The organism is Microbacterium sp. WCS2018Hpa-9 (genome assembly GCF_031843745.1).
Classification (GTDB): domain Bacteria; phylum Actinomycetota; class Actinomycetes; order Actinomycetales; family Microbacteriaceae; genus Microbacterium.
This window is the reverse complement of sequence record NZ_JAVTIY010000003.1, coordinates 470,439-494,002: the sequence shown is the minus strand read 5'-3', so window position 1 is coordinate 494,002 and position 23,564 is coordinate 470,439. Positions and strand designations below refer to the sequence as shown.

Annotated in this window: 24 protein-coding genes; 11 read left to right on the top strand and 13 right to left on the bottom strand. The window is 68.2% G+C overall.

Features of this window, described 5'->3' with window-relative positions; genetic code table 11:
• Nucleotides 1-67: 67 nt before the first annotated feature.
• Entirely contained in the window at nt 68-556 is a 489-nt protein-coding gene (locus RQG82_RS09075) for a YajQ family cyclic di-GMP-binding protein (protein ID WP_311258765.1), read from the top strand.
• Between the two features lie 858 nt (nt 557-1,414).
• Nucleotides 1,415-2,050 (top strand): GntR family transcriptional regulator, encoded by a 636-nt coding sequence (locus RQG82_RS09070; protein WP_311258764.1) that lies wholly within the window; start codon nt 1,415-1,417, stop codon nt 2,048-2,050.
• A gap of 19 nt (nt 2,051-2,069) precedes the next feature.
• Here RQG82_RS09070 and RQG82_RS09065 read toward each other — a convergent pair whose 3' ends face one another.
• The 6 genes from RQG82_RS09065 to RQG82_RS09040 form a co-directional block, all read right to left on the bottom strand.
• On the bottom strand, nt 2,070-3,077 hold the full coding sequence (locus RQG82_RS09065) for an alpha/beta hydrolase (RefSeq protein WP_311258763.1): 1,008 nt from the start codon (nt 3,075-3,077) through the stop codon (nt 2,070-2,072).
• A gap of 28 nt (nt 3,078-3,105) precedes the next feature.
• Entirely contained in the window at nt 3,106-4,149 is a 1,044-nt protein-coding gene (locus RQG82_RS09060; protein ID WP_311258762.1) for a hypothetical protein, read from the bottom strand.
• A gap of 62 nt (nt 4,150-4,211) precedes the next feature.
• Nucleotides 4,212-5,585 (bottom strand): FAD-dependent oxidoreductase, encoded by a 1,374-nt coding sequence (locus RQG82_RS09055; RefSeq protein WP_311258761.1) that lies wholly within the window; start codon nt 5,583-5,585, stop codon nt 4,212-4,214.
• 58 nt (nt 5,586-5,643) lie between these two features.
• Entirely contained in the window at nt 5,644-6,705 is a 1,062-nt protein-coding gene (locus tag RQG82_RS09050) for a polyprenyl synthetase family protein (RefSeq protein WP_311258760.1), read from the bottom strand.
• A 45-nt stretch (nt 6,706-6,750) separates the two neighbouring features.
• Nucleotides 6,751-7,470 carry a class I SAM-dependent methyltransferase gene (locus tag RQG82_RS09045; protein WP_311258759.1) on the bottom strand — a complete coding sequence of 240 codons (720 nt, stop codon included), beginning with the start codon at nt 7,468-7,470 and terminating at the stop codon, nt 6,751-6,753.
• A complete protein-coding gene (locus RQG82_RS09040) occupies nt 7,467-8,030 on the bottom strand; it encodes a hypothetical protein (protein WP_311258758.1) in 564 nt (187 codons plus the stop codon). The genes RQG82_RS09045 and RQG82_RS09040 overlap by 4 nt, the downstream gene beginning before the upstream one ends.
• Before the next feature lie 61 nt (nt 8,031-8,091).
• Here RQG82_RS09040 and RQG82_RS09035 point away from each other — a divergent pair, with 61 nt between their 5' ends.
• Nucleotides 8,092-9,351, top strand: coding sequence for an isochorismate synthase (locus RQG82_RS09035; protein WP_311258757.1), 1,260 nt, complete (start codon nt 8,092-8,094; stop codon nt 9,349-9,351).
• A gap of 12 nt (nt 9,352-9,363) precedes the next feature.
• Here the strand turns inward: RQG82_RS09035 and RQG82_RS09030 are convergent, their stop codons facing one another.
• From RQG82_RS09030 to RQG82_RS09020, 3 genes are read right to left on the bottom strand one after another with little or no spacing between them, the layout of a single operon-like run.
• Entirely contained in the window at nt 9,364-10,206 is an 843-nt protein-coding gene (locus tag RQG82_RS09030) for a polyphosphate kinase 2 family protein (protein WP_311258756.1), read from the bottom strand.
• Nucleotides 10,207-10,249: 43 nt separating this feature from the next.
• Nucleotides 10,250-11,914 carry a 2-succinyl-5-enolpyruvyl-6-hydroxy-3-cyclohexene-1-carboxylic-acid synthase gene (menD, locus tag RQG82_RS09025; RefSeq protein ID WP_311258755.1) on the bottom strand — a complete coding sequence of 555 codons (1,665 nt, stop codon included), beginning with the start codon at nt 11,912-11,914 and terminating at the stop codon, nt 10,250-10,252.
• On the bottom strand, nt 11,911-12,276 hold the full coding sequence (locus RQG82_RS09020; RefSeq protein WP_311258754.1) for a PLDc N-terminal domain-containing protein: 366 nt from the start codon (nt 12,274-12,276) through the stop codon (nt 11,911-11,913). The genes menD and RQG82_RS09020 overlap by 4 nt, the downstream gene beginning before the upstream one ends.
• A 100-nt stretch (nt 12,277-12,376) precedes the next feature.
• Here RQG82_RS09020 and RQG82_RS09015 point away from each other — a divergent pair, with 100 nt between their 5' ends.
• Both RQG82_RS09015 and RQG82_RS09010 read left to right on the top strand, forming a co-directional pair.
• Entirely contained in the window at nt 12,377-12,790 is a 414-nt protein-coding gene (locus tag RQG82_RS09015; protein WP_311258753.1) for a hypothetical protein, read from the top strand.
• 84 nt (nt 12,791-12,874) lie between these two features.
• Nucleotides 12,875-13,528: a thioredoxin domain-containing protein gene (locus tag RQG82_RS09010; RefSeq protein WP_311258752.1), complete on the top strand. Its 654-nt coding sequence runs from the start codon at nt 12,875-12,877 to the stop codon at nt 13,526-13,528.
• 1 nt (nt 13,529) lies between these two features.
• On the opposite strand, the gene RQG82_RS09005 is transcribed toward RQG82_RS09010, so the two are convergent.
• Nucleotides 13,530-13,931, bottom strand: a complete 402-nt coding sequence (locus tag RQG82_RS09005) for a MerR family transcriptional regulator (protein WP_311258751.1) — start codon at nt 13,929-13,931, stop codon at nt 13,530-13,532.
• A gap of 49 nt (nt 13,932-13,980) precedes the next feature.
• On the opposite strand from RQG82_RS09005, the gene RQG82_RS09000 reads away from it, so the two are divergent.
• Nucleotides 13,981-14,961, top strand: a complete 981-nt coding sequence (locus RQG82_RS09000) for an oxidoreductase (protein ID WP_311258750.1) — start codon at nt 13,981-13,983, stop codon at nt 14,959-14,961.
• A gap of 26 nt (nt 14,962-14,987) precedes the next feature.
• On the opposite strand, the gene RQG82_RS08995 is transcribed toward RQG82_RS09000, so the two are convergent.
• Nucleotides 14,988-16,064, bottom strand: a complete 1,077-nt coding sequence (locus RQG82_RS08995; RefSeq protein WP_311258749.1) for a PQQ-dependent sugar dehydrogenase — start codon at nt 16,062-16,064, stop codon at nt 14,988-14,990.
• Between the two features lie 101 nt (nt 16,065-16,165).
• On the opposite strand from RQG82_RS08995, the gene RQG82_RS08990 reads away from it, so the two are divergent.
• Together RQG82_RS08990 and RQG82_RS08985 are read left to right on the top strand one after the other, a co-directional pair.
• A complete protein-coding gene (locus tag RQG82_RS08990) occupies nt 16,166-16,918 on the top strand; it encodes a hypothetical protein (protein WP_311258748.1) in 753 nt (250 codons plus the stop codon).
• A gap of 4 nt (nt 16,919-16,922) precedes the next feature.
• Nucleotides 16,923-18,998, top strand: a complete 2,076-nt coding sequence (locus RQG82_RS08985) for a DUF2156 domain-containing protein (RefSeq protein ID WP_311258747.1) — start codon at nt 16,923-16,925, stop codon at nt 18,996-18,998.
• 9 nt (nt 18,999-19,007) lie between these two features.
• Here the strand turns inward: RQG82_RS08985 and arfB are convergent, their stop codons facing one another.
• Both arfB and RQG82_RS08975 read right to left on the bottom strand, forming a co-directional pair.
• Nucleotides 19,008-19,448 (bottom strand): alternative ribosome rescue aminoacyl-tRNA hydrolase ArfB, encoded by a 441-nt coding sequence (gene arfB / locus RQG82_RS08980; RefSeq protein ID WP_311258746.1) that lies wholly within the window; start codon nt 19,446-19,448, stop codon nt 19,008-19,010.
• Between the two features lie 32 nt (nt 19,449-19,480).
• Nucleotides 19,481-20,779, bottom strand: a complete 1,299-nt coding sequence (locus tag RQG82_RS08975; RefSeq protein ID WP_311258745.1) for an MFS transporter — start codon at nt 20,777-20,779, stop codon at nt 19,481-19,483.
• Between the two features lie 70 nt (nt 20,780-20,849).
• On the opposite strand from RQG82_RS08975, the gene RQG82_RS08970 reads away from it, so the two are divergent.
• The 3 genes from RQG82_RS08970 (at nt 20,850) to RQG82_RS08960 (ending at nt 23,559) form a co-directional block, all read left to right on the top strand.
• On the top strand, nt 20,850-21,467 hold the full coding sequence (locus RQG82_RS08970) for a TetR/AcrR family transcriptional regulator (protein WP_311258744.1): 618 nt from the start codon (nt 20,850-20,852) through the stop codon (nt 21,465-21,467).
• Between the two features lie 21 nt (nt 21,468-21,488).
• Nucleotides 21,489-22,331: an AraC family transcriptional regulator gene (locus RQG82_RS08965; RefSeq protein ID WP_311258743.1), complete on the top strand. Its 843-nt coding sequence runs from the start codon at nt 21,489-21,491 to the stop codon at nt 22,329-22,331.
• Between the two features lie 166 nt (nt 22,332-22,497).
• A complete protein-coding gene (locus RQG82_RS08960; protein ID WP_311258742.1) occupies nt 22,498-23,559 on the top strand; it encodes an ABC transporter substrate-binding protein in 1,062 nt (353 codons plus the stop codon).
• Nucleotides 23,560-23,564 lie beyond the last annotated feature (5 nt).

Below are 23,564 nucleotides of genomic sequence, written 5' to 3'. Positions count from 1 at the left end.
CCGCGTGACGTGCGATGGAAGCGCTTCCAAGCGAGCGTGAAAACGACGGTGTCGATACACTTTGCTTATGGCTGACAGTTCCTTTGACATCGTCTCGAAAGTGGATCACCAGGAGGCCGAGAACGCCCTGAACCAGGCGCGCAAGGAGATCGAGCAGCGCTACGACTTCAAGGGCACCGGCTCGTCGATCGCCTGGAGCGGCGAGCAGATCCTGATCATCGCCGGCACCGAGGAGCGCGCGAAGGCCGTTCTCGACGTCTTCCAGTCCAAGCTCATCAAGCGAGGCATCTCGCTCAAGAGCCTCGAGTCGGGCGAACCCTTCGCGAGCGGCAAGGAGTTCCGCATCGTCTCGACACTCAAGGACGGCATCTCGTCGGAGAACGCGAAGAAGATCAACAAGATCATCCGCGATGAGGGCCCCAAGGGCGTGAAGAGTCAGATCCAGGGCGACGAGCTGCGCGTGCAGTCCAAGAGCCGCGACGACCTGCAGTCCGTGATCTCACTGCTCAAGGGATCGGACCTCGATCTCGATCTGCAGTTCATCAACTACCGGTAGAGCTAGCCGCTGACCTGGGGTTTCTCGCGGCGGGGTGGAAACGGTGCCCCGACCGGCTCTGGGGGACACCCATCGGGACACCTAACCGGCTTCGCTGGGGACTCCACCGGCTCCTGGCCGTATTTGTATGGCCAGGGCAAACCGTACGCTCAATGCATCGCTGTATCTAGTGGTCCTGCGTGCGCTTTCGCAAGGAATCCGACATGGGGTATCGGCTCGCGAACATCGGGCGTAGCATGACGCACGAGAGCGTGCACCGGCCACGGTCTGGGGGCCGGCGTCGGCGACGCTCCGGTCGAGGGGCTCTTCCTCATCGGGATCGCGTGATCCGAGCGAGAGTCCCTCCGCTGTACGACCGCACATCGTGCACGGTCGAGATCGATCGGAGTGCGACGAGTTCGGCAGCACGCTGCCGCTGACCTCTCAGATCTCAGGGGGACAGGCGCCGATCATCCGCCCCCCCTTCTCCCTGCCCTCCGATCCCATTCCGATATATGGGCGGCAGTACCCGAGACTGGATGCAGTCGCGTCCCGAATGCGACGGACGATGCGGCGATGCATGACGCGCTGCCGAACCTCGGTTCCGCGCTTCGCGGATCGCGGTTCCCGCCTTGTGGGGACTGGGCGCAGTACAGCTCCGTGCACGCCATCGTCTGTGGCCGGCGGGTGTCCCAACACCCGTCGGCCACAGAAAATCACCCGTACTGAATCCTGCGACGACGCGCCGAGGGCGAGCGCCGACAGGCTCGTCTGAAAACTCGTCTGTGGATTATTGGCATCACGATCCACTTCGTGATGTAGTGGCCGTCCGGGCACATCATGGGGAGCCCGGATCTGGAAAGCAACTGGGGGCAGTCCATGAACAACAACATCTCGATGACGAGTGTCAGAGAAAGCAAGCAGCTCTTAGCGGAGGAGGTTTTTCAGCACATCGGCGCGCAGATCGTCGACGGTGTGCTGGAGCCGGGTTACCGGATCCGCGATGTCGATGTCGCTGAAGAACTGCACGTGTCACGGACACCCGTGCGAGAGGCGTTACAGCGCCTCGAGCGTCTCGGGCTCGTGACGATGTACCCGAGCAGATACACCGAGGTCACGGCGGTCACACCCGAGACCGTCGAGCAGACGCTCGAGTTCGCGGGGTATCAGGCGGGGATGGCGGCGCGAATGGGCGTCGCGCGCATGAGCCAGGCGGAACGCGAAAGCCTCGCGGAACTCGTCGAAGAGATGTACACGGCGCTCGATGACGACGTGCACATCTCCAACACACGGTGGGCGGTGTTCTCGTTTCTCAGTACGCGCAGTCGAAACGCGCAGCATCAGGTGCTGATCAACGACGCGAGCATGGCCCTGTTCCGCAACCTCCGCGGCTGGAGCGTGCCCGAGAACGACCGGGAGCGCATGCTCCAGGTCTATCGGGACTTCCACGACGCGGTGCTGCGCGGCGATGCCGACGACGCCGAGCGCCAAGCGCGACTGATGCACTACGTCTGATCGCTGCGTCTGATCGCTGTCAGCGCGCGGCCGTCCACCCTCTGACCCACCGGCCGAGGCGGCGATACGCTTCCTCTCTCGCCTCGTGACGCGAGAGGAAGACATCGTGCAGGGCGCCGTCGATGCGCTCGACAGTGACAGACGGACCGAGCTTGAGCGCCGCCCGCGCGATGTCGTCGACGACCAGAACCGAGTCTGCTCGGGTCAGGTCCTCCGACCATCGAGCGGGCGTCGCCGAGCGCGCCGCCAGCAGCACGCACACGGGCGCGTCGATCGTCAGCCCCGCCGACACCTTGGCGTGTCCGGAGAGGATCGCGTGGAACCATCCTGCGTGCACGGCCATGGTCTGCGCCGGGCGCCATATCGGATTCACGTCGACCGGGTCGTCGGGGTCGGCGACCTCCTGCTGCGCGCGGGTGTAGAACCCGAGATCGACCTGCGGGGCGACCTCCCTCGGAGCCCACCGCGCCTGCAGCTCTGCGACAGGAGCGATCAGGGGGCGGGCCGATGCGACCTGGAACTCGAGCCACGGACTGTTCAGGATCACCGCGTCGACCGTCTCGGGGTGCCGCGACGCCCACAGGCTCAGCGTGAGCCCGCCGGTCGAGTGTCCGAGAAGCACCAGACGGCGCGTGGATGCAGTGCCCTCGGGGTCGCGCCCCATCGCATGCAGCGCGGCGGCGATGTCGTCGTCGTACGCGGCGAGGTCGGTGATGTAGCCGGGGGTCTGACCGTCGCGCAGGCTGCGTCCGTACTTGCGCAGATCGAGGGCGAAGAAGCGCGCTCCTCGCGCGGTCCAGAAGCGAGCGAGTCGCTTCTGGAAGAAGTAGTCAGACCAGCCGTGCACGTAGAGCACGTCGACGTCATCGAGCGGAAGACGGTGCCCGCTCACACGATCCCACCAGGGCTGCTCCCGCGGCAGGGCTCTCACGAGCGTGGCGACCAGCGGCCCCTCGTCGTCCTCACCGAGTTCGAGCGTGAGCTGCGCGAACTCGTCACCGAGAACGTCCGGTATCCACTCAGGCATGCCGCCAGGCTAGCCGACGGCGGGCAGGCTACTCGGGAGCGGTGTGTCCGACCGTGAGGTTGCGCACGACGACCTCTGCCAGCGGAGCCGGATCGGCCGCGCCCGATCCGTTGTCGTACGTCATCAGCCGGATCCAGTCGAGGCCGACGCGCACGTCGAGGATGTTCTCGCCGTGCTCGCCCGTGCTGGCTTTGGCGGCATCGGCGCCCTCCACCTCGACAGGGTCGCCGTCGAGCTTCTCGAACGCCCATGCTCCCGCGGGAAGCGTCGTGAGCATCAGATAGCTCCGCACGGTCTCCATATCGCCCTCGGCGGATGTGTAGTAGCAGATCCGCGAGCCGTTGACGTACTGATACACCTCCGCCGGGATGCCCCACCCGCCGAAGTTATCGAAGAGGATCACCTCTTCACCTGCCGACGCGGCCACCTCCTCGGGCGTGACGAAACGCTCGCACGGAGCACCGACGATGTCGCTGTCGACATACTCGACCTCGCGCACGCTCGACGCCGCCGTCGAGGCGATCCGCCGCAGGGCCTCCTCGATCCGGGCGGTGTCGCCCTCGCCGAGTTCGGGGTCGACAACGGTGGCCGACAGCAGCACATCTCCGTCGGGCAGCTCGGCCCCGCAGCGTCCGTCGCCGCAGCCCACCTGCTCACCCCAGAAGCCCTCGCGCTCGGTCGCACCGGCGATCACAGCCTGTGCGTCGGGCACGATCGTGACCTCCCAATTGCGCTCGATGTCGCCAGCCGAGCAGGCGATTCCACCGGCCCGCTGGAACATGTGCTGCGCCGGCCCGGGAAGCCAGCCCGCTGCCGACAGCACCGAGAGCACCGGCTCCATCGGTGTCGAAAGCTCGCCCAGAAGTGCGGCCATCTCGGCCGCGACATCGTCGCAGCTCACGTCGAAGGCCGCTTCCGGCTCGACGATGGGCTCCGCAGTGGGAGTCGGGCTCGCCGACGCCGACGGGGATGCCGTCGGCCTCGGTGTCTGCTCGGATGTCGGCTCGGCCGTGCACCCTGAGACGAGCAGCAGGGCAGCAGTGCCGAGCACGACGAAGTGACGCAGTCGCATGGGTTCAGCCTAGAGACCCGAGGGATCCGACACGCGAGGTGTCGACAACGATCCGGTGTCGGTCACTCTCCGCGAGAGACGCGCACCATCTCGTCACGCGGCACGACCTTGACGCGGGCACGCTCCTGCGGCGCGCCGAGGCCGACCTCGTGCTCGTCGAGTCGATGCCAACCCTCGAGGTCGGTCCACTTGACCCCACGTTCCTGCAGCAGCGCGGGGATCGCCTCTTCTGACGGGTCTTCCGGGTGCCACCACGAGCCCTGGTCGTTGATGATGTGCCGCACGGTCTCCATGGCATCCGACTTCGTGTGGCCGATGAGGCCCACCGGGCCGCGCTTGATCCAGCCGGTCGCGTAGATGCCGGTCATCTGCTGGTTCGAGTCCTTCGCGAGCACCTGGCCCTCGCGGTTGGGAATGACGCCGTGCTTCTTGTCGAAGGGCACACCGGGAAGCGGCGAGCCGAAGTATCCGATCGCGCGGTAGAGCGCCTGCAGCGGCACCTCGCGCATCTCACCCGTGCCCACTGCGCCGCCCTGTCCGTCGGGCTTCGTGCGCTCGTAGACGAGGGCCGCCACGCGACCGGCCTCGTCCTTGCGGACCTCGACCGGGCGGGCCCAGAAGTGCAGGTGCAGACGACGGGATGCCGTGCCCCCCGCGTTGTTCACCGAGTCGCGCTTGCGCCACGACTGCAGGATGCGGTCGATGACCATGACCTGCTTGTTGCTCGCAACCGCGTCCTTCGACGCCTCGTCGTAGTCGAAGTCCTCGTCGTACACGACCATGTCGACGTCGCGCAGCTCGCCGAGCTCGCGCAGCTCGAGCGGGGTGAACTTGACCTGCGCCGGGCCACGGCGACCGAATACGTGCACGTCGGTGACAGCACTCGCCTTCAGTCCCTCGTAGACGTTCTCGGGGACCTCGGTGACCAGCAGGTCTTCGGCGTGCTTCGCCAGCATGCGGGCGACGTCGAGAGCGACGTTGCCGTTGCCGAGCACGCCGACCGATGCGGCATCCAGCGGCCACTCGCGCGGCACATCGGGGTGTCCGTCGAACCAGCTCACGTAGTCGGCCGCTCCGTAGGAGGCGACCGCGTCGATGCCGGGGACGTCGAGCGTGGTGTCGCGGATCGCGCCGGTGGCGAAGATCACCGCGTTGTAGTGGTTCTTCAGATCGTCGAGCGTGATGTCCTCGCCGAAGCGGACGTTGCCGAACAGACGGATGTCGCCGCGGTCGAGCACATCGCGGAGCGCGTTGATGATGCCCTTGATGCGGGGGTGGTCGGGGGCGACGCCGTAGCGGACCAGGCCGTAAGGGGCCGGAAGCTGCTCGAAGAGATCGATGGAGACGTCGAACTTGCGCTCGGCCTTCAGCAGGATGTCGGCGGCGTAGATGCCGGCGGGGCCCGCTCCGACGATGGCCAGTCTGAGCTTGGTCATAAGGGGTCCTTTCGTATGCCGTCACGCCCGACGCACGCGGCCGAGGGCCGCGACGCGGTCAGCTGGAGCGTTCGACGAGGGTCTCAGCGAAACGGGTGAGCGCTTCGCGCACGGTGCCGCGCGGAAGCGGGGCGAGCGCGTCGATCGCATCCTGGGTCCAGGTGTGCGCGAGCGCGAGAGTCTTCTGGGTGCCGACGTGGTCGCGGAGCTCGGTGAGCGGCTCGTCGAGGATTCCGGGGTCCGCGCCGTCGGCGATGCGCGTCACGCCGTCGTCGATGCGGGCGGCGAGGTCGATCGACGCGTCGTCGGTCTCGGCCTTGAGCAGCAGGTACGGCATCGTCGGAACGCCGGCGCGCAGGTCGGTGCCAGGCACCTTGCCCGTGTCCTCGGGCTTGGCCGACAGGTCGATCACGTCGTCGAGCAGCTGGAAGGCGACGCCGATCTTCTCGCCGTACACGCGCAGCGGCTCTTCGTATTCCGAGGGGGCGTTCGAGAAGATCACACCGCCCTGGGTCGCCGCGGCGATCAGGGAACCGGTCTTGTCGGCGAGCACCTGGAGGTAGAACTCGATGGGGTCGTCGTCCGGCTGGGCGCCGATCGTCTCGTGCATCTGCCCCAGGACCAGCCGCTCGAACGTGTCGGCCTGCAGCCGGATCGCCCGCTCCCCCAGACGCGACATCAGCTGGCTCGCACGCGAGAACAGGATGTCGCCGGTGAGGATGGCGATGTTGTTGCCCCACACCGTCTGCGCGGCGGGAACACCGCGACGGCGGTCTGCGCCGTCCATGACGTCGTCGTGGTACAGCGAGCCGAGGTGGGTGATCTCGAGCGCCTTGGCGACGTCGATCACCTTCTCGGTATTGCCGTCGCCGAGCTGAGCGGCGAGCAGCGTGAGGACGGGGCGGATGCGCTTGCCACCGGCCTCGTAGAGATAGCGGCTCGCGGCATCGGCGAGAGGATCGGCGACGCGCACGTCTTCGGCGAGGCCGGTCTCGACGAGCTCGAGACCGTCTTCGATCGCCTGCGCGATGCGCCGACCTGCAGTGCCGATGAAGACACGGTCGCTGAAACCGAGACGGCTCGCCAGTCGCGAACCAGGGGCTACGCGGCTCGAAGTCACGGTCTCAGCCTACCGTCGTCAGCCGTGGCGGTTCGCGCGTCGTGCTCACGCGGCCTTGAACGCCCGGTGCAGTGCGACGATCCCGAACGAGAGGTTGCGGTACTCGACCTCGGTCCACCCGGCCTCGCGGATCCACGCGGCGAGCTTCTTCTGGTCGGGCCAGTCGCGGATCGACTCGTTCAGGTAGTCGTAGGCGTCGCCGTTGGTGCCGGCGACACGGGCCACCCGGGGCAGCACCTGCGAGTTGTAGAAGCGGTATCCGGCACGGAACAGGGTGCCAGGCGGGGTCGAGAACTCGTTGATCACGAGGCGACCGCCCGGCTTGGTCACCCGCAGCAGTTCACGCAGCGCCTTCTTGGGATCGTTGACGTTGCGAAGGGCGTACGACATGGTGACGGCGTCGAACTCGCCGTCTTCGAAGGGCAGATCGGTGGCATCGGCCTGCACGAACGAGAGATTGCGGATGCTGCCGTGACGACGCTTGCCCTCGGCGAGCATGCCGGGCGAGAAGTCGGCGGCGACGACCTGCGCTCCGCTGCGGGCGAGGGATGCCGATGACGACGCGGTGCCTGCGCCGAGGTCGAGGATCTTCTCCCCCGGCTTCGGGGCGACAGCCCTGGTCGTCGCTGCGCGCCAGAGGGCGTCGTTGCCGACCGTCATCGCCGTGTTCGTGCGGTCGTAGCCCGCGGCGACCTGGTCGAACATGCCGCTGACGCGGGCGGGGTCCTTGCCGAGATCGGCGCGGTTTGCTTCGTTCGAGGTCACAGGCCCAGTCTAGGCGCGAGGTGCAGCGCGTCGAGGCGATCGAGCCAGAGATCCGGGGTCGCATCGTCGAACGGAGCGGTCTGATCGCGCACGCGCTGCTCGAGGTCGAGTGCGAGGGCTTCGAGTCTGGTGACGATCTCGGCGGGGTATCCGTAGCGCACGCTGTGCTCTGCCCACTCGTCGCGGTCGTCGACCCAGATGCCCCGCGGCCCATCGACCCGCACGACGTCGAGGTCCATGTCGATGCCGACCGCCAGCAGCGGGTCATCGGACCAGCACACATCCCATCCGATGTCGATGTAGACCCGCATGCCATTCGGATGATCGCGATTCACCGTCAGGGCGAAGTCGGGCTGTCGCGGCACCAGGGTGACGTTGGGAGTCTGTGCGATGTAGGCCGCGCCAGGTCGAGCACTGGGCCAGCCGACCGGCTGACCGAGCCAGTCGCCCCACTCGTCGGCACCGAGATACACGCACTCGTGACGCCAATGCGCAGAGCCGTCCCATTTGCGCCACTGGAAGATCATCTCGGTGCCGGGTTCGGGGCGGGCGTCGCTCATGCACTCAGCGTAGGCGGGGTCTCTCACATCCCGGTCGTCGAGCGACAACTAGGCTGGAGGGGTGAGCAGCAGGCTGGTCGTGGAGACCCGAGAAATCGATCCGGTCGAGGATCTCCTGGCCTACGCCGACCCGGCGCGGCCCCTCGCATGGCTGCGCCGCGGTGACGGCATCGTCGCCGTGGGACACGGCGTGGTCGAGACGATCCGCATCCCCGCGGGCGCTGCGTCCATGCGCTCGGCCGCAATCGCCGCCGCCTGGCGAGACCTGGCGCAGGATGCCGAGATCGACGACGACCTCCGGCTCCCCGGCTCGGGGCTCGTCGCCTTCGGTGCGCTGACCTTCGACGAGGACTCCGCCGCTGACAGCGTCCTGGTCGTGCCGGCACTCGTGATCGGCCGACACCACGGGCGCACATGGCTCACCCGCATCCGCTCGTCGACGACCCCCGCTCTCGAAACACAGCCCGACGCGTCGACGATCACCTACGGCCCCCACTGGGCGGGCACCGTCGGGCCGGGGGCGCAGAGCCCGCAGGGCTACCAGGACTCCGTGCGTCAGGCGCTCGCCCGCATCGCCGACGGCGGGCTCAGCAAGGTCGTGCTCGCTCGCGACCTCACCGGCAGCATCCCGGCGGGATCCGACCTGCGCCGGCTCGTGCGCGCGCTGTCGACCGGATACCCCGACACCTGGGCCTTCGCGGTCGACGGCCTGATCGGCGCGAGCCCCGAGACCCTCGTCACCGTGCAGCAGCGCACCGTCACCGCCCGTGTGCTGGCCGGAACCATCGGGCGAGGAGCCGATGCGGACGCCGACACCTCGGCATCCGCTCATCTGGCCTCGAGCACCAAGGATCTCGACGAGCACGAGTATGCGGTGCAGAGTGTGCTCGCCTCGCTGCGCCCGCACACGCGCGCGCTGGCCGCGAGCGAGCAGCCTTTTCTGCTCAAGCTGCCGAACCTCTTCCACCTGGCGACGGACGTCGAGGGCGAGCTGGCCGACGGCGGCTCGTCGCTCGACCTGGTCGGCGCTCTGCATCCGACGGCCGCTGTGGCGGGAACACCGACGTCCGCCGCGATCGCGGCGATCCGCGAACTCGAGCCGTTCGACCGCGGACGCTATGCCGGTCCGGTCGGATGGGTCGACGGGGCCGGCAACGGCGAGTGGGCCATCGCGCTGCGCTGCGCGCAGTTCACCCCGGCCGAGACCGACATCGCCGTCACCGCCTATGCGGGCGCGGGGATCGTCGCGGGCTCGGACCCCGAGTCTGAGCTGCTCGAGACCCGGGTCAAGTTCCGCCCGCTGGTCGACGCTCTCGCCTGAGCCTCCGCCCGCTCAGCTCGCGGCGAGGCGCTTCTTCTCGGCCTCGACGTCGAAGTCGGCCGCCGGCCACTGCGGATCGATCTGCTGCAGCGCGTCGAGCAGCAACTCCTGCACGGCGAGGCGGGCGAACCACTTGTGGTTCGCGGGAATCACATGCCACGGCGCCGCCGCGGTCGAGGTGCGCTCGAACACCGTCTGATAGGCCTTCATGTAGTCGTCCCAGAGCAGTCGCTCGTCGACATCGCCCGGGTTGTACTTCCAGTGCTTGTCGGCCCGCTCGAGCCGCTCCATCAGCCTCTCCTTCTGCTCGTCGGGAGAGATGTGCAGCATGACCTTGATGATGCGGGTGCCGGATGCCGCGACCTCGGCCTCGAACTCGTTGATCGCGTCATACCGGCGTTCGATCTCGTCGGCCGGTGCCAGCGACCGCACCCGACCGATCAGCACGTCCTCGTAGTGCGAGCGGTCGAAGACGCCGATGAATCCCGGCTCCGGCAGCCGCTTGGCCACGCGCCAGAGGAAGTCGTGCGCGAGCTCCTCATCGGTCGGCGCCTTGAAGGCCGTGAGCGCGACGCCCTGCGGGTCGACGCCGCCGACGACGTGCCGCACGATGCCTCCCTTGCCTGCCGAGTCCATGGCCTGCAGGATCAGCAGCACCGAGTCCTTGGCGACTCCGACTCGACTTTCGGCGAACAACCGCTCCTGCAGCTGGTTGAGCTCCTCGAGACCGGCCGCGAGATCGCGTTTGCCGTCGGCCTTCGCGCCGCTGTACCCGGGAGTGCTCTGCGGATCGACGTCGGAGAGACGGAATCCGTCGCCGACCTGGAGGGTCTTGGCCCACTCGTGCGCTGTCATGCGTTCATCCTGCCACTGCCCACGCACGCCGCGCAGAACCGGATCAGCGCGCGAGCGGCACCTCGATCAGCTGACGACCACCGGCCGGAGCGGTGAGAGCCTGATCGAGCGCGGTGCGGGTCGTGACCCGCTGATACTCCCACCCGTAGGCGAGGGCCAACTGCTCGAGGCGCACCGAGTGCGGAGTATAGAACGCTCTGTCTAGGTCGGCGCGAGCCGCCGTGCCCGCGACCTCCAAGCCGTCGAAGATCGTGCCGCCGCCGTCGTTGCCCACGATGACCTGGATGCGCGGTTCGTGCTCGTCCGGCGGCAGCAGCAGTGCTCCGACGTCATGCAAGAAGGCGAGGTCGCCGAGCAGCACGCGGGTGACCCCCGGGGCTCCCCCGGCCTGACTCGCAAGCGCGATGCCGGTGGCGGTCGCGATCGTGCCGTCGATCCCGGCGAGTCCTCGGTTGGCGTGCACCGGGACCTTCTTGCCGCCGAGCACCGCATCGGCCACCCTGACGAGACGCGAAGAGCCGAAGACGAGCCGGTCGTGCGGCCAGGTCGCCCGCCAGACGGCGTCGGCGAGGAGTTCGCGATCGAGCGGGCGGCGAACGGCTGCCAGCTCGGCCTTCACGGCATCGCGTCGCGCGGACGGATCGGAGGAGGTGAGACCGTCCTGGTCGGGAGCGCGCTCGCTGAGGTCGACGGCGTGGGCGGCGGATGCCGTGAGCCAGGCTCCGAGCCACTCGCGATCGGCGGGGCCGGCGGCGACCGCGACGGATGCTGCAGGCGTCGTGCGCCCGTTGAGGTCGAGAGCCTCACCACCGCGGCGGACGGCGATCACCTCGACGTCGGCACGCGACAGCAGACGGGCCACCTCTCGGCTGAGAGTCGGATGCCCGAGCACGACGGCGCGTTCGATGCGACCACCCAACCCGTCGTCGCTCAGCAGCGCGCGATAGCCGTGCACCACCTGACGTCCGAAGCGGGCACCGCTGACGATCTCGGCGATCAGCGGCCAGGATCCGGCGTGCGCGATCTCTTCGGCATCCGGCCCGGCATCGGCGCCCGCGATCACGACCGTGCGCGGCCCGCGCTCGAGCACGAACGCCTCTGCGGCGACCGGTCTCGGAGCCTCGCCCGGAGCGATGTCGACAGCCGGGATGTCGCCCGACAGCGGCTCGCGCGACGGCAGATTCAGGTGCACGGGGCCTGAGACCCCAGGGAGGCCGTGTGCGGCATCCGCTCCCATCGCGGCTGCGATCGCTCGCCGTGCCAGCCCTGACCAGTCGCCGTCACCAGGAACAGGTGCGTCGATCTGCTCGCGCACCCAGGCGGCGAACATGCCGGGCTGGATCGTCGCCTGGTTGGCGCCGATCCCCCGCAGCTCGGGCGGACGGTCGGCCGTCAGCAGCAGCAGCGGCACTCCCGAGTGGAAGGCCTCCATCGCCGCGGGGAGAAGGTTCGCGACAGCGGTTCCCGAGGTGCAGAGCACCGCCGCGGGAACGCCGGTCTCACGAGAGAGGCCCAGTGCCGTGAACCCTGCGACGCGCTCGTCGATGCGCACATGAAGGCGCAGGTGACCCTGGTTCGCGGCGTGCACTGCGGCGAGCGCGAGCGACTGAGATCGCGAGCCTGGTGAGAGCACGAGATCGCGCACACCGTGACCGATGAGGTCGGCGATCAGGGATGCCGCGGCATCCGTCGCCGGCGATTCCGTCACGGACGCGTATCCGGCGCCGTGCCGTCCGGTGCGGTGCCCTCGTCGGTCTCGTCCTCGAGCTTCGCGAGCTCCTCTTCGAGGCGGCGGATGCGGTCATCCTGCTCGGTCTTGCTGATGCTGCGGAGGAACTGGGGGTCGTCGTCCGGAGCGACGAGGCGGATCGAGCCTTTGTCGTTCATGCGACGACGGCCGATCAGGAACCAGAGGATCCCGCCGATGACCGGGATGAAGACGACGATGGCGATCCAGGCGGCCTTGGGCACGCCACGGTGCCGCGTCGGCGGCTGCACTGCGCAGTCGACGATGCTGTACACCCAGAAGATGGCGGCCAGGAAGCCGCCTACGATCAACAGTCTCGCCACTCCTTCAGTGTAGGCGGGTCCGGGGGCGACGGCTCTGCCGGCACCTGTCGGCGACCGCGATCGGGGGGCACCGATGCCGGATTGTTAGACTGCGGGCATCATGCATGCCCCGTCGATGCGACTGCGACACCAGGGCGTCGAGCGGGTGCTGATCCTCCGGGTCGCTCTCGCACTCGGCCTCGCCCTGCTGCTCGTGATCGGCGCATGGTCGACATCGCATGGCAAGGCCGATGCGCACACGACGCTGTGCCTCGCGCCGGGTGCGAGCGTGGCGTCGATCGGCGCGCACCACGACGACACGAGTGCGGCCGAGACCGCTCCGCCGGACGCCGGGATCGTCCTCGTCGCTGCACTCTGCTGCTTCCTGCTCGTGCTGCTGTCGGTGCGGTCCGCGAGGGGCAGCACCCTGATCCGCCACGCAGTCCCGGTGCGCGCATCGGCGCCCAGTCGTGCCGGCCCTCGCCGGCACGTGCCCGCGCTCACCCTCGCCCAGCTCTCGCTCTCCCGCACCTGAATCAGGCACGCCGCTCGTCGGCGATCCGGCCGCGCTCTCGTCGCGGCCCATCACCCTGCCTGATCCGAACCGTTGGAGAACCCCATGAAGACCCCTGTCAAGGCGACCCTGATCGCCATCGCCGTAGCGATCGTCCTCGCCATCGTCGGCATCGTCTACGCCATGTCGCAGCGCGCAGCCGAACCTGCTCCCCCCGAGGGCGAGAAGCTGCAGACCGTCCGCACCGACTCGCACGTGCTCGACGACGGAGGTGCCGATGCCGTCACAGTCGTCGAATTCCTCGACTTCGAGTGCGAGGCGTGCGGCGCGTTCTATCCGATCGTCGAAGACCTGCGCGAGCAGTACGACGGCGAGATCACCTACGTGGTCCGCTACTTCCCGCTGCCCGGGCACATCAACTCGACGCAGGCCGCCCTCGCCGCCGAGGCCGCGGCAGAGCAGGACCGATTCGAGGACATGTACCACCGGCTGTTCGAGACCCAGGCCCAGTGGGGCGAACAGTCGGAGGAGACCCCGGAGGTGTTCCGGGCGCTCGCCGAGGACCTCGGACTCGACATGGCCGCCTACGACGCCGCGATCGCCGACCCGGCGACGCTCGAACGAGTGCAGGCCGACAAGAGCGACGGCGAGCAGCTCGGAGTGCGCAGCACGCCCAGCTTCTTCATCGACGGCGAAGCCGTGGTGCTGGAGGCGTGGGACGACCTCGAGGCCGCGATCGAGGAGGCTGTGAACGGCTGAGTCAGAGAAGGCCGCGTGCGACGAGCGCCTCCTGATAGCCCCTGGCCTTGTCATGGATCACCTGTCGACAGGCGATCAGCGATTCGATCTGCGCATCGAGCGAGCGCTCGTGCCCGCGCAACAGGGCGAGTCGCTCGGCCTCATTGCCGCTGCCTGCGCGCACGAGGGCGGCGTAGTCGCGCAGGAGCGCGATCGGCGCCCCGGACTCGCGGAGCCGCCCCAACAGGGCGAGCCAGGCGAGCGAATCGTGCGCGTACACCCGTCGCCCGCCGGACGTGCGGGGCACATCGCGCGGGAACAGCCCCTCGGCCTCGTACCAGCGCAGGGTATGCACGCTCACGCCCGCCAAGCGCGCGAGCTCGCCGATGCTGAACGTGCGCGTCGTGTCGATCACATCATCCACGAGGACTCCTCCTTGACTTCGAGTGCACTCTAGATCGTACGGTCGAATCATGACAGCTCCTCTCGACATGATCGCCCGCCAGCAGCCGCTCTCGTCGGAGTTCGGCTACCGCTCGACCGCGGCCGAGGTGATCGCCGGCACGGACCTCGCCGGCCAGACCGCGATCGTCACCGGCGGCTACTCCGGACTCGGACTCGAGACGGTGCGTGCGCTGGCGGATGCCGGTGTGCGCGTGATCGTTCCTGCGCGCCGTGTGGATGCGGCGCAGAAGGCGCTCGACGGGATCGCAGAGGTGGACGTGCGGGGCGCCGATCTCGGCGACCTCGACTCCGTGGCGGCCTTCACGGAGTCGGTGCGCCGCGACGGTCAGCCCATCGACCTCATGCTGAATGTCGCCGGCATCATGGCCACCCCGTTCGGTCACACAGCGCAGGGCTTCGAGTCGCAGTTCGGCACCAACCATCTGGGTCACTTCGCTCTGGTCGGCGGGGTCGCAGACCTGCTGTCGGACCACGCCCGCGTCATCTCCTACTCATCCGGAGGGCATTTCCGCTCCCCCGTGCTGTTCGACGACATCGACTTCGCGACGACGCCCTATGACCCGTGGGTCGCATACGGGCAGTCGAAGACGGCAAACGCGCTGTTCGCGGTGGGCCTCGCACGACGTGGCGCCGAGCGCGGCATCCTCGCCTTCTCGGTGCACCCCGGAGGGATCATGACCGAGCTGCAGCGGCACGTGCCCCGCGAGAAGCTGCTCTCCCGCGGCTGGATCGATGAAGACGGCACCCCGAACCCGCGCTTCAAGACACCGGCTGAAGGCGCGTCCACCGGACTCTGGGCGGCGACCGCCACGGAGTTGGTCGAGCGCAGCGGTGCGTACTGCGAGGACTGCTCGATCAAGGGCATCGTTGCTCCCGACCACAGCGACATGACCACCGGCGGGGTGAAGGAATGGGCGATCGATCCCGAGGCCGCCGAGCGACTGTGGGCGCTCTCGGTCACCGCGACGGGCGTCGACGCCTTCGCCTGAGTCGAGCCGGATGCAGCGCCGGTGGGTCAGTCGAGGTCGAGCCGGAGGATGCGGTCGTCGCCCTCGGCTGGGCTGCCGCGGCCGTCGGTGTTGTTCGTGAGCACCCAGAGCATGCCGTCTGCCCCCACGACCACGTCACGCAGCCGACCGAAGTCACCGACGAACTGCTCGGCGTTCGAGGTCAGATCGTCGAGGGGCACGATGCGCAGGCGCTCCCCTCGGAGGTTCGCGATCACGATGTCGGACCCTGTCACGGCTATGCCGCTCGGGCTCGCGGCATCCGGCCGCCACTGCTGCACGGGGTCGATGTAGTCGCCGTCGTCGGCGATGCCCTCGACCTCGGGCCAGCCGTAGTTGCCGCCGGGCTCGATGACGTTGAGTTCATCCCAGGTGTCCTGCCCGAACTCGCTCGCGTACATCCCGCCATCCGCGTCCCACGCGATGCCCTGCGGATTGCGGTGCCCCAGACTGTAGACCGGCGACTCGGCGAAGGGGTTGTCGGCGGGAACCTCTCCCTCGGGCGTGAGCCGCAGGATCTTGCCGGACAGCGCGTCCGGATCCTGGGCGCTCTCGCGATCTCCCGCATCGCCCGTCGTGACGTACAGCATTCCGTCGGGCCCGAAGGCGATGCGCCCGCCGTTGTGGTTGCCGGCTGCGGGGATGCCGTCGATCACCACGGTCGCGGGCCCGAGCGACAGCGCGCCGGCTTCGCCTCGGATCTCGCGCCGCTCGACACGGTTCGCGGCCTGCGCAGTGAAGTACGTGAAGAGCTCGCCGTCACTCACGGCGAGCCCGAGCAGTCCGCCCTCACCACCGGGTTCCACGCCGTCGATGACAGCGACCTCATGCACCTCGCCGGTCTCGCCGACCTCGAGCACGCGGGCGCTGTCGCGCTCACTGACCAGAGCGACATCGCCATGGAAGGCGATCGACCAGGGTGCATCGAGGTCGTCGACGAAGGACTCGGGTGCCGGCACCGACACAGGGTTCGGTTCGGAGGAGCATGACGCCAGCAGGAGAACTGCGATGACGGATGCGGCGGCGAGCGCGCCAGCGGTGCACGGCCGGTTCGGCGAGGGGCGCGGCATCCGATTCGCAGACATGAGTCCATCCAACGCGTTATCGGTGCGGAGCGACAGTGACGATCTGAGAACGGCGTAAGAACCCATACCGGCGCCCCCTGACGCGGGTGCACAATAACGATATGAGCCAGGGCTCCTCCCCCGAGCCGCCTGCGCCGGAACACTCGCCGACGCCGGCATCCTATGACGAGACCGCGCCGCCGCCGAGGGAATCAGATGCGGTGCTGGGCCGCCGGGCACAGCTGCTCGCGACCGAGCACTGGGGGCTCCTCGCTGCGCGCAGCACCGCCCAGAGCGAGGTGCTCTCGCGGATCACGATCTTCCTGACGCTGGTCTCAGCTGGACTCGTGACGATCGGACTTCTCGGGCAGGCATCCGGCTTCCGCGGGTGGTTCGGCGGAGCCTCGCTCGCGATCCTCGCATTCCTCGCACTCATCGGTTTCATGACCCAGGTGCGGGTGATGAACGTCTCAGAGGAGGACATGATGTACGTCGTGGCGATGAACCGCGTCCGCGGCGCCTACGTCGACCTCGATCCTGTCGTCGCCGACGTCTTCCTCGCGTCGCCCTACGACGACCAGCTCGGCATGAAGAGGACCTATTCGTTCCTTCGCCCTCGGAGCGTCAGCATCCTTCTGGGCAGCTCGGTGATGCTGTTGATCGTCGTGAACGCGTGTGTCGCAGGTCTGCTGGTCGCTTCGGCGATCATCGCCGGAGGAGGCGCGTTCGCGTGGGCCGCGTCGCTCGGGGTCATCGCAGGCATGCTTCTCGCCGCAGGGTTCATGACGTTCGGCGGCGTCGGGTTCCGATGGGCATGGAGCCGCTACGTCCCGCGGCGTCTCACTCCGGAAGATGCGTCGCCCTCGCTACGCTGAGCGCATGACCGAGGCGCGAACCCCCACATCGCATCCTGTTCTCGCCGTGCTGCGACGCATGCCGGCCACTCTCACGATGGTCGCGGTGATCCTCGCCGTCGGCGTGGTGTGGCAGGGGCTGTGGAGGCCGTTCGAGAAGACGGATCTGTTCGACACCGTCGCGTACGGCCTGCCCAACCTCGCACAGGGCATGTGGTGGACACCGTTCACCGGCACCTTCTTCGTCAACGCACCCTGGGTGTACGTCTTCACGATCTCGGGATTCTGGGGAATGGGGTACCTCGAGTACCGCCGTGGAACCAGGGTCGCGCTCGCCTACTACTGGGTCGGGCAGCTCTTCGCGATCCTGGCCACCGCACTCGTGCTCTTCTTCGCCTCTCAGCTGCCGTGGGCCTGGGCTCAGGAGCAGGCCCAGGCGCTCGATGTCGGCGCCTCCGGTGGCACCATGGCCTGCATCGCCGCGGCTATCGGACTCTTCCGGCCGCCGTGGCGGGTGCGCGGCTGGCTCGTGCTGCTCGGATTCGTGTTCATCGCGATGCTGTTCTGGGGTGCGGTCGCCGATCTCGAGCATCTGCTCGCCGTGCTGCTGATCCTGGTCGTCGACCGCAGCCTGCGGGTGCAGCGGACCACGGTGCGCGAACAGCGCCTGATCGCCGTGATCTCGCTGCTGGTGCTGGGAGCGGTCGAGATCATCACGACGCTGATCGCGACGGACGGCCCGTTCGGTCCGACCGAGCCCGCCTCGGGCGGCTTCATCGGCCTCGCGTTCGATCTCGTGGTGATCGTCGTGCTCGTGAACGGGCTGCTGCGAGGCCGCCGCTGGTCGTGGGTGCTCGTGATCCTGCTCGGACTCTTCAACATCCTCACGGCGGCGCTCGTGCTCATCCTGATCACGGTGTTCTCGCAGGCCCAGGTCGATTTCCGATGGGACGGAGAGACCGAGCTCGACCTCGCCAACGGCTTCCTCTGGCTGATCCTCCTCGTCTACCTGATCGCGGTGCGTCGGGCGTTCCGGGCGAAGCGCAAGTCGCCGCTCGGCATCCAGCCCGCCCCGACGGTCGATGATGTCAAGACCGAGCTGCGCACGCACGGGGGCGGGACGCTGTCGTGGATGACGACATGGGAGGGCAACAGCTATGCCCGAAGCACCGCAGGGATCGTGGCGTATCAGCGGAGAGCCGGGGTCGCGCTCGCGCTGGCCGACCCGATCGGACCGTCGGCGTCGCGTGCAGACGCCGTCGCGGAGTTCATCCGCACCGCCGAGCTCGCGGGCCTCGTGCCCTGCTTCTTCAGCGCCGATGACGCGACACGGGATGCCGTGCCCTCCGGCTGGCGAACCCTCGTGGTCGCGGACGACACGATCGTCGACCTGCCGGGCCTGGAGTTCACCGGCAAACGATGGAACTCGGTGCGCAGCTCGCTCAATCGAGCGGGGCGGGAGGACATGACCTTCCGCCTGACCCGCCTGGCCGACGAGTCGTGGGGCGTGAGACAGCAGCTGCGGGCGATCTCGGAAGCCTGGGTCGGAGACAAGGACCTTCCTGAGATGCGGTTCACGCTCGGCACGCTCGACGAGGCCGAGGACCCCGAGGTGCGACTCGCTCTGGCGCTCGCCCCGAACGGCGACGTCGACGGATTCCTGTCGTGGCTGCCGGTCTACGGCGAGGGCGGAACCGTTCGCGGGTGGACTCTCGACCTGATGCGGCGGCGCGACGGCGGCTTCGCGCCCGTCATGGAGTACCTGATCGGGTCGTCTGCGAGGCAGTTCTCGGAGGAGGGCGCCGAGATCATGTCGCTCTCGGGCGCTCCGCTCGCGCACGACTATCCGCCGGATGCCGGCATCATCGCCGTGCTCAGCGATCGCCTCGCCGAAGCGCTCGAGCCCGTCTACGGCTTCGCGTCGCTGCACCGCTTCAAGCAGAAGTTCCACCCGCGCTACGAGACGATGTACCTGCTGTTCCGCGACGAGAGCGACCTCGCGGCCATCGGCACGGCCCTCACCCGAGCATTCCTGCCGGATGCCACGCTGCGGCAGTTCGCCGGCGCCGGTCTCGAACTGGTGCGCGGCAGCAAGGACTGACAGGCCCGCTCAGCCGTCGCGGGGCGGCTTGCGCAGCTTCTTGACGTCGGTGCGCTGCTTCTTCGCGGTCAGCCGACGCTCTTTCGATCCGCGGCTCGGCTTGGTGGCGCGCCGCGGAGGTGCGGGCGGACGCAACGCCTCGCCGACCAGCGCCGCCAGCCGATCCCGCGCCGCGTCGCGGTTGCGCAGCTGCGCGCGGTGCTCGGAGGCGGCGATCGTCAGCACCCCGTTCACCAGCCGGCCGCTCAGCCTGTCGAGCAGACGCTCGCGCTGGTGCGGCGAGAGCACGGCGCTGCCCGCAGCATCCCAGACCAGCTCGACGCGGGAATCCGCGGTGTTCACACCCTGGCCGCCCGGCCCCGACGAGCGCGAGAAGCGCCACGACAGCTCGGATTCGGGGATCGTGAGACCCGCCGAGATCCGCAGACCGGGGCGATGAGGGGTGGGCATGCATCCATCATCCCCCGGTGCGGGTCCTGGTATCAGCTCAGCGCGTCGGCGGCCTCGATCGGGACGCCGCTCGCGGTGCCCGCTGACCGCTGCCCGGCATCCTTCTTCGCCGTGTTGGCGATGTGCGCGCGAGAGACCACGATCGCGGCGACGACCATCAGCGCGGCTCCCAGCCAGTACGGCGCCGCATGGCTGACGGTGACGTAGAGCGCGCCGGCGATCAGCGGTGCGGCCGTGTTCATCGCGGCATTGAGCGACTGGGTCGCTCCACCGAGCCACCCCTGCTCGTCGTCGCCGACCGCGTTCGACATCGCGCCGTCCAACGCGGCCGTCGCGGCTCCCTGCCCTGCGGCGAGCATGAGCGCGCCGACGATGAACACCCAGGGCTGCGCGAAGACCGAGGCGACGACTGCGAGGCCGACGAGTCCGATCGTCTGCGCCACGACGCCGCTGATGATCACGCCGCGCTCGCCGATGCGAGGAAGCAGGATGCCGAGCAGCACGCCCTGGATGAGGATGTCGATGATGCCGACGCCCGCGGTGAGGAGACCGATCTGGGTCGGCCCCCAGCTGATGGAGTCGAGCGCCAGCACGCTGAAGTTGTTGACGAAGAAGCCGAACGGCAGCGCGAGCAGGCCGAATCCGATCATCAGACCCCGCAGCTCTTTGCGGCCGAAGGCCTCCTTGAAGACGCCGAACGGCTGGATCTCGCGGATCGAGATGCGTTCGATCCGGTTCTCGGGCGCGAGGCTCTCGGGCAGCAGGAAGATGCTGAGGATGGCGATCGTGAGAGCGACGGCCGCGGTGAGGAAGACCGGCAACTGCAGGCTCACGGCCGCGAGAAGTCCGCCGATTGCGGGGCCGATCATCATGCCGACACCCGAGAGAGCGCCGAGCAGGCCGAACCGCTGCGCGCGCTTCTCGGGCGGGGTGATGTCGGCGAGGTAGGCGAAGAGCGCCGGCAGATCTCCTGCGGTCACCCCCTGGATCACACGAGCGAGGACCAAGACCCAGATCGCACCGCCGATGCCGAAGAGCGCCATGGCGAATGCCGCACCGAACGCGGCGGCGATGATCACCGGGCGTCGACCGAAGCGATCGGAGAGGCGACCGAGGAAGGGGGCGACCAGGAAGGCGCACAGGCCGTTGATCGCTTCGAGCACGCCGACCCAGATCGCGAGATCGCCTTCGTGCGACACGTACTGCAGCACGACGAAGGGCAGGACGGGGAGCACGACGGTCATCCCGATGACGGTGAGCATCGTCAGGACGATGAGCATGATCCAGGCGCGCTTGTCGCTGCGCGCGGGCGATGTTGTAAGTGAAGTCACTCCGAAACTGTATCAATACCAGTTTTGTTGTCAAGCCGGTTCTGGATCCGATCCGCGATACCGTGGTGGCATGACGAACACCGAGCCACTCGGCCGCCGCGAACGCAAGAAGGCAGCGACCCGCAAGTCGATCTCCGACGTCGCGACGATGATGTTCCTCGAGCGAGGGTTCGACAACGTCAGCATCCGCGAGGTGGCCGATGCCGCAGACGTCTCGCCCACCACCGTGTTCGCGCACTTTCCGCAGAAGGAGGCGCTCGTGTTCGATGAGGACGACGAGCAGCGCGACCGACTCGTGGCAGCCGTGCGCGACCGCCGGGACGGGATCACGATCAACCGCGCGATCCACGACTTCTACACCGCCGAGGTCGGCGCCAACATCGACGAGCACGGCGACGACGTCTCGCGGATCTTCATCCGCTTCCTCAACGAGACGCCCGCCCTGCGCGACTACGCCGCGAAGATGTGGCTGCGGCACGAAGACGCGCTCGCCGCCGCGATCGCCGACGAGCTCGGGCTCGATGAGCCGACGGCGGAGATCCGGGTGTACTCGCGCTTCATCCTGCAGATGCAGCTGCTCGTGAACGAGCACGACGACCAGCTCGGGATCCTCGACGCAGGCTTCTCGGTTCTCGAGAACGGGTGGGCTCCGGTCGAGGCACGGATCGTCGACAGCAACGGCCGATAGACCCGTGGCCCGGAGCACAGCGTGAACTCCTATCGACCGGATGACTGGGACGCGAGTCCGGAGAATCCGTCGACGATCCGCGCGCCCTACGTGATGGGAACGGGCGTGGTCACCGGCGAGGACACCGGAACGCGCCCGCTCTCACCTCCGCACCGACACCCGGATGCGATGCTCGCGTGGTGCTATCGAGGCACCGTCTGGGTGCAGCTGCGGGATGCGATGTGGCGCCTCGCACCGGGGCAGGGGATCTGGATTCCCGCGCACACGCCCCACACTGCCCGGCACGAGCGCGACTCGACCGGGTGCTACACGTACATCTCCGACGCCTCGCTCATCGCGCCGATCGACGAGGTCACCCAGGTGCTGGTGCCGCGAGCCGTGCAGGAGATGCTGCTGCACCTCGGCATCAACGACATGCCCACCGACCTGCGCGTGCGCATCCAATCGGTGCTCATCGAGATGCTCCAGCATCCGTCCACCGGAGCCGCCGACGGCTGGGGCGAGGTGCCGATGCCGGCCGATGAGCGCGTGCGGTCGCTCGTGCAGGCGGTGCTCGCAGACCCGGGCGACCAGCGCAGCGCGCGTGATCTGCTCCTCGCCCACGGTCTGCATGAGCGCACGGTGCTGCGCATCTTCCAGAACGACGTCGGCATGACCTTCGGCAGGTGGCGCACGGGCGTGCGGATGACCCTCGCCGCCCGCCTGATCGTCGACAACACCCCCATCGGGGCAGTCGCGCACCGCTGCGGCTATGCCACCACGAGCGCGTTCTCGGCCGCGTTCAAAGAGCGGTTCGGCCTGACTCCGCGGCAGCACGTCGCGCGCGTGCAGGCCGACCCCGCGCACCAGCTGTACTGGCGATGACGACTCGGCGCTGAATCCGGAACTGTCGGATCTGCGATACAAGTCGTCGGCCTGTCGACACTCACTGCATGATCCGCGTTCTAGCATCGAAGTGTTAGGGCATGCTTACCTAACTTCTCGCCGCGTGGACGCGGCATACCCCTCCCCCTTTCTCTGAAGGAGAATCATGACGCACGCTTCTGCGCGCCCGAAGACCCGTCGAGGTGCCGCGCTCGCCGCAGCCGCCATCGTCGCAGCCCTCACCCTCGCGGGGTGCACGGCCTCAGCCGACACCGGCCAGACCGCCGCCGCGTCGGCAGAAGGCGTGGTCATCGAGCACGCCCACGGCGAGACCGTCATCCCCGAGAAGCCGCAGCGCATCGTCACCCTGGGGTGGATGACGCCCGACATCGTCGCCGCACTCGGCACGAACCCGGTGGGCATGGAAGAGGTCTGGGGTGCGGACGAGAGCGGATACCAGCCCTGGTTCGAGGACTTCGTCACCGAGGAGTACGGAGACACTCCCGAGATCATCCCCTTCACTGACGATGGCCCCAACTACGAGGCGATCAAGGAGCTGAAGCCCGACCTCATCCTGAGCCTCTACTCGGGAGTCACCGACGTCGAATACGAGCGTCTGACCGAGATCGCCCCGACTGTGCCCTACATCGAGCGGGCGTGGGATCCGAGCACGTGGGAGGACATGACTCGCACGATCGGCAAGGCCATGTCGGAGGACGAGAAGGCCGAGGAGCTGATCTCCGAGACCGAGGACATGATCACATCCCTCGCCGACGAGCACCCCGAGTTCGATGACAAGACGTTCGTCTGGGGCCTGACCCTGAACGAGGGCGGAACAGACCTCGGCGTCTACCTCGAGTACGACCCGCGCGTGCGCATCACTGAGGCTCTCGGGTTCACCTCGACTTCGGCGATGGACAGCTTCCTGGCGAGCGCCGAGGGCGACAACTGGTACACCGGAGTCAGCCTCGAGAAGCTCTACGATGTGCAGGCCGACCTCTTCGCGGCCTGGGGCGGCAGCGTCGCCGAGGGCGAGTACACGGTCGAGAACAAGGTCGTCTCCCGCTGGGAGCCGATCGAGGCCGGGTCGTACGTGATCTACGCCGACGATGCAGAGGCGTCCGCGATCAGCGCGCCGACCGTGCTCTCGCTGAAGTACATCCTGCCGAAGTACGTCGACGACCTCGCAGCCGCGCTGCAGGGCGAGCCGACCATCGCAGGCGAGTGACCCGA

Bases quoted from the DNA above. Each gene is read 5' to 3' on its own strand.
- RQG82_RS09075 (WP_311258765.1), top strand. From the start codon at position 68: ATGGCTGACAGTTCCTTTGACATCGTCTCGAAAGTGGATCACCAGGAG.
- RQG82_RS09070 (WP_311258764.1), top strand. From the start codon at position 1,415: ATGAACAACAACATCTCGATGACGAGTGTCAGAGAAAGCAAGCAGCTC.
- RQG82_RS09065 (WP_311258763.1), bottom strand. From the start codon at position 3,077: ATGCCTGAGTGGATACCGGACGTTCTCGGTGACGAGTTCGCGCAGCTC.
- RQG82_RS09060 (WP_311258762.1), bottom strand. From the start codon at position 4,149: ATGCGACTGCGTCACTTCGTCGTGCTCGGCACTGCTGCCCTGCTGCTC.
- RQG82_RS09055 (WP_311258761.1), bottom strand. From the start codon at position 5,585: ATGACCAAGCTCAGACTGGCCATCGTCGGAGCGGGCCCCGCCGGCATC.
- RQG82_RS09040 (WP_311258758.1), bottom strand. From the start codon at position 8,030: ATGAGCGACGCCCGCCCCGAACCCGGCACCGAGATGATCTTCCAGTGG.
- RQG82_RS09030 (WP_311258756.1), bottom strand. From the start codon at position 10,206: ATGACAGCGCACGAGTGGGCCAAGACCCTCCAGGTCGGCGACGGATTC.
- RQG82_RS09015 (WP_311258753.1), top strand. From the start codon at position 12,377: ATGCATGCCCCGTCGATGCGACTGCGACACCAGGGCGTCGAGCGGGTG.
- RQG82_RS09010 (WP_311258752.1), top strand. From the start codon at position 12,875: ATGAAGACCCCTGTCAAGGCGACCCTGATCGCCATCGCCGTAGCGATC.
- RQG82_RS09000 (WP_311258750.1), top strand. From the start codon at position 13,981: ATGACAGCTCCTCTCGACATGATCGCCCGCCAGCAGCCGCTCTCGTCG.
- RQG82_RS08995 (WP_311258749.1), bottom strand. From the start codon at position 16,064: ATGTCTGCGAATCGGATGCCGCGCCCCTCGCCGAACCGGCCGTGCACC.
- RQG82_RS08990 (WP_311258748.1), top strand. From the start codon at position 16,166: ATGAGCCAGGGCTCCTCCCCCGAGCCGCCTGCGCCGGAACACTCGCCG.
- RQG82_RS08985 (WP_311258747.1), top strand. From the start codon at position 16,923: ATGACCGAGGCGCGAACCCCCACATCGCATCCTGTTCTCGCCGTGCTG.
- arfB (WP_311258746.1), bottom strand. From the start codon at position 19,448: ATGCCCACCCCTCATCGCCCCGGTCTGCGGATCTCGGCGGGTCTCACG.
- RQG82_RS08970 (WP_311258744.1), top strand. From the start codon at position 20,850: ATGACGAACACCGAGCCACTCGGCCGCCGCGAACGCAAGAAGGCAGCG.
- RQG82_RS08960 (WP_311258742.1), top strand. From the start codon at position 22,498: ATGACGCACGCTTCTGCGCGCCCGAAGACCCGTCGAGGTGCCGCGCTC.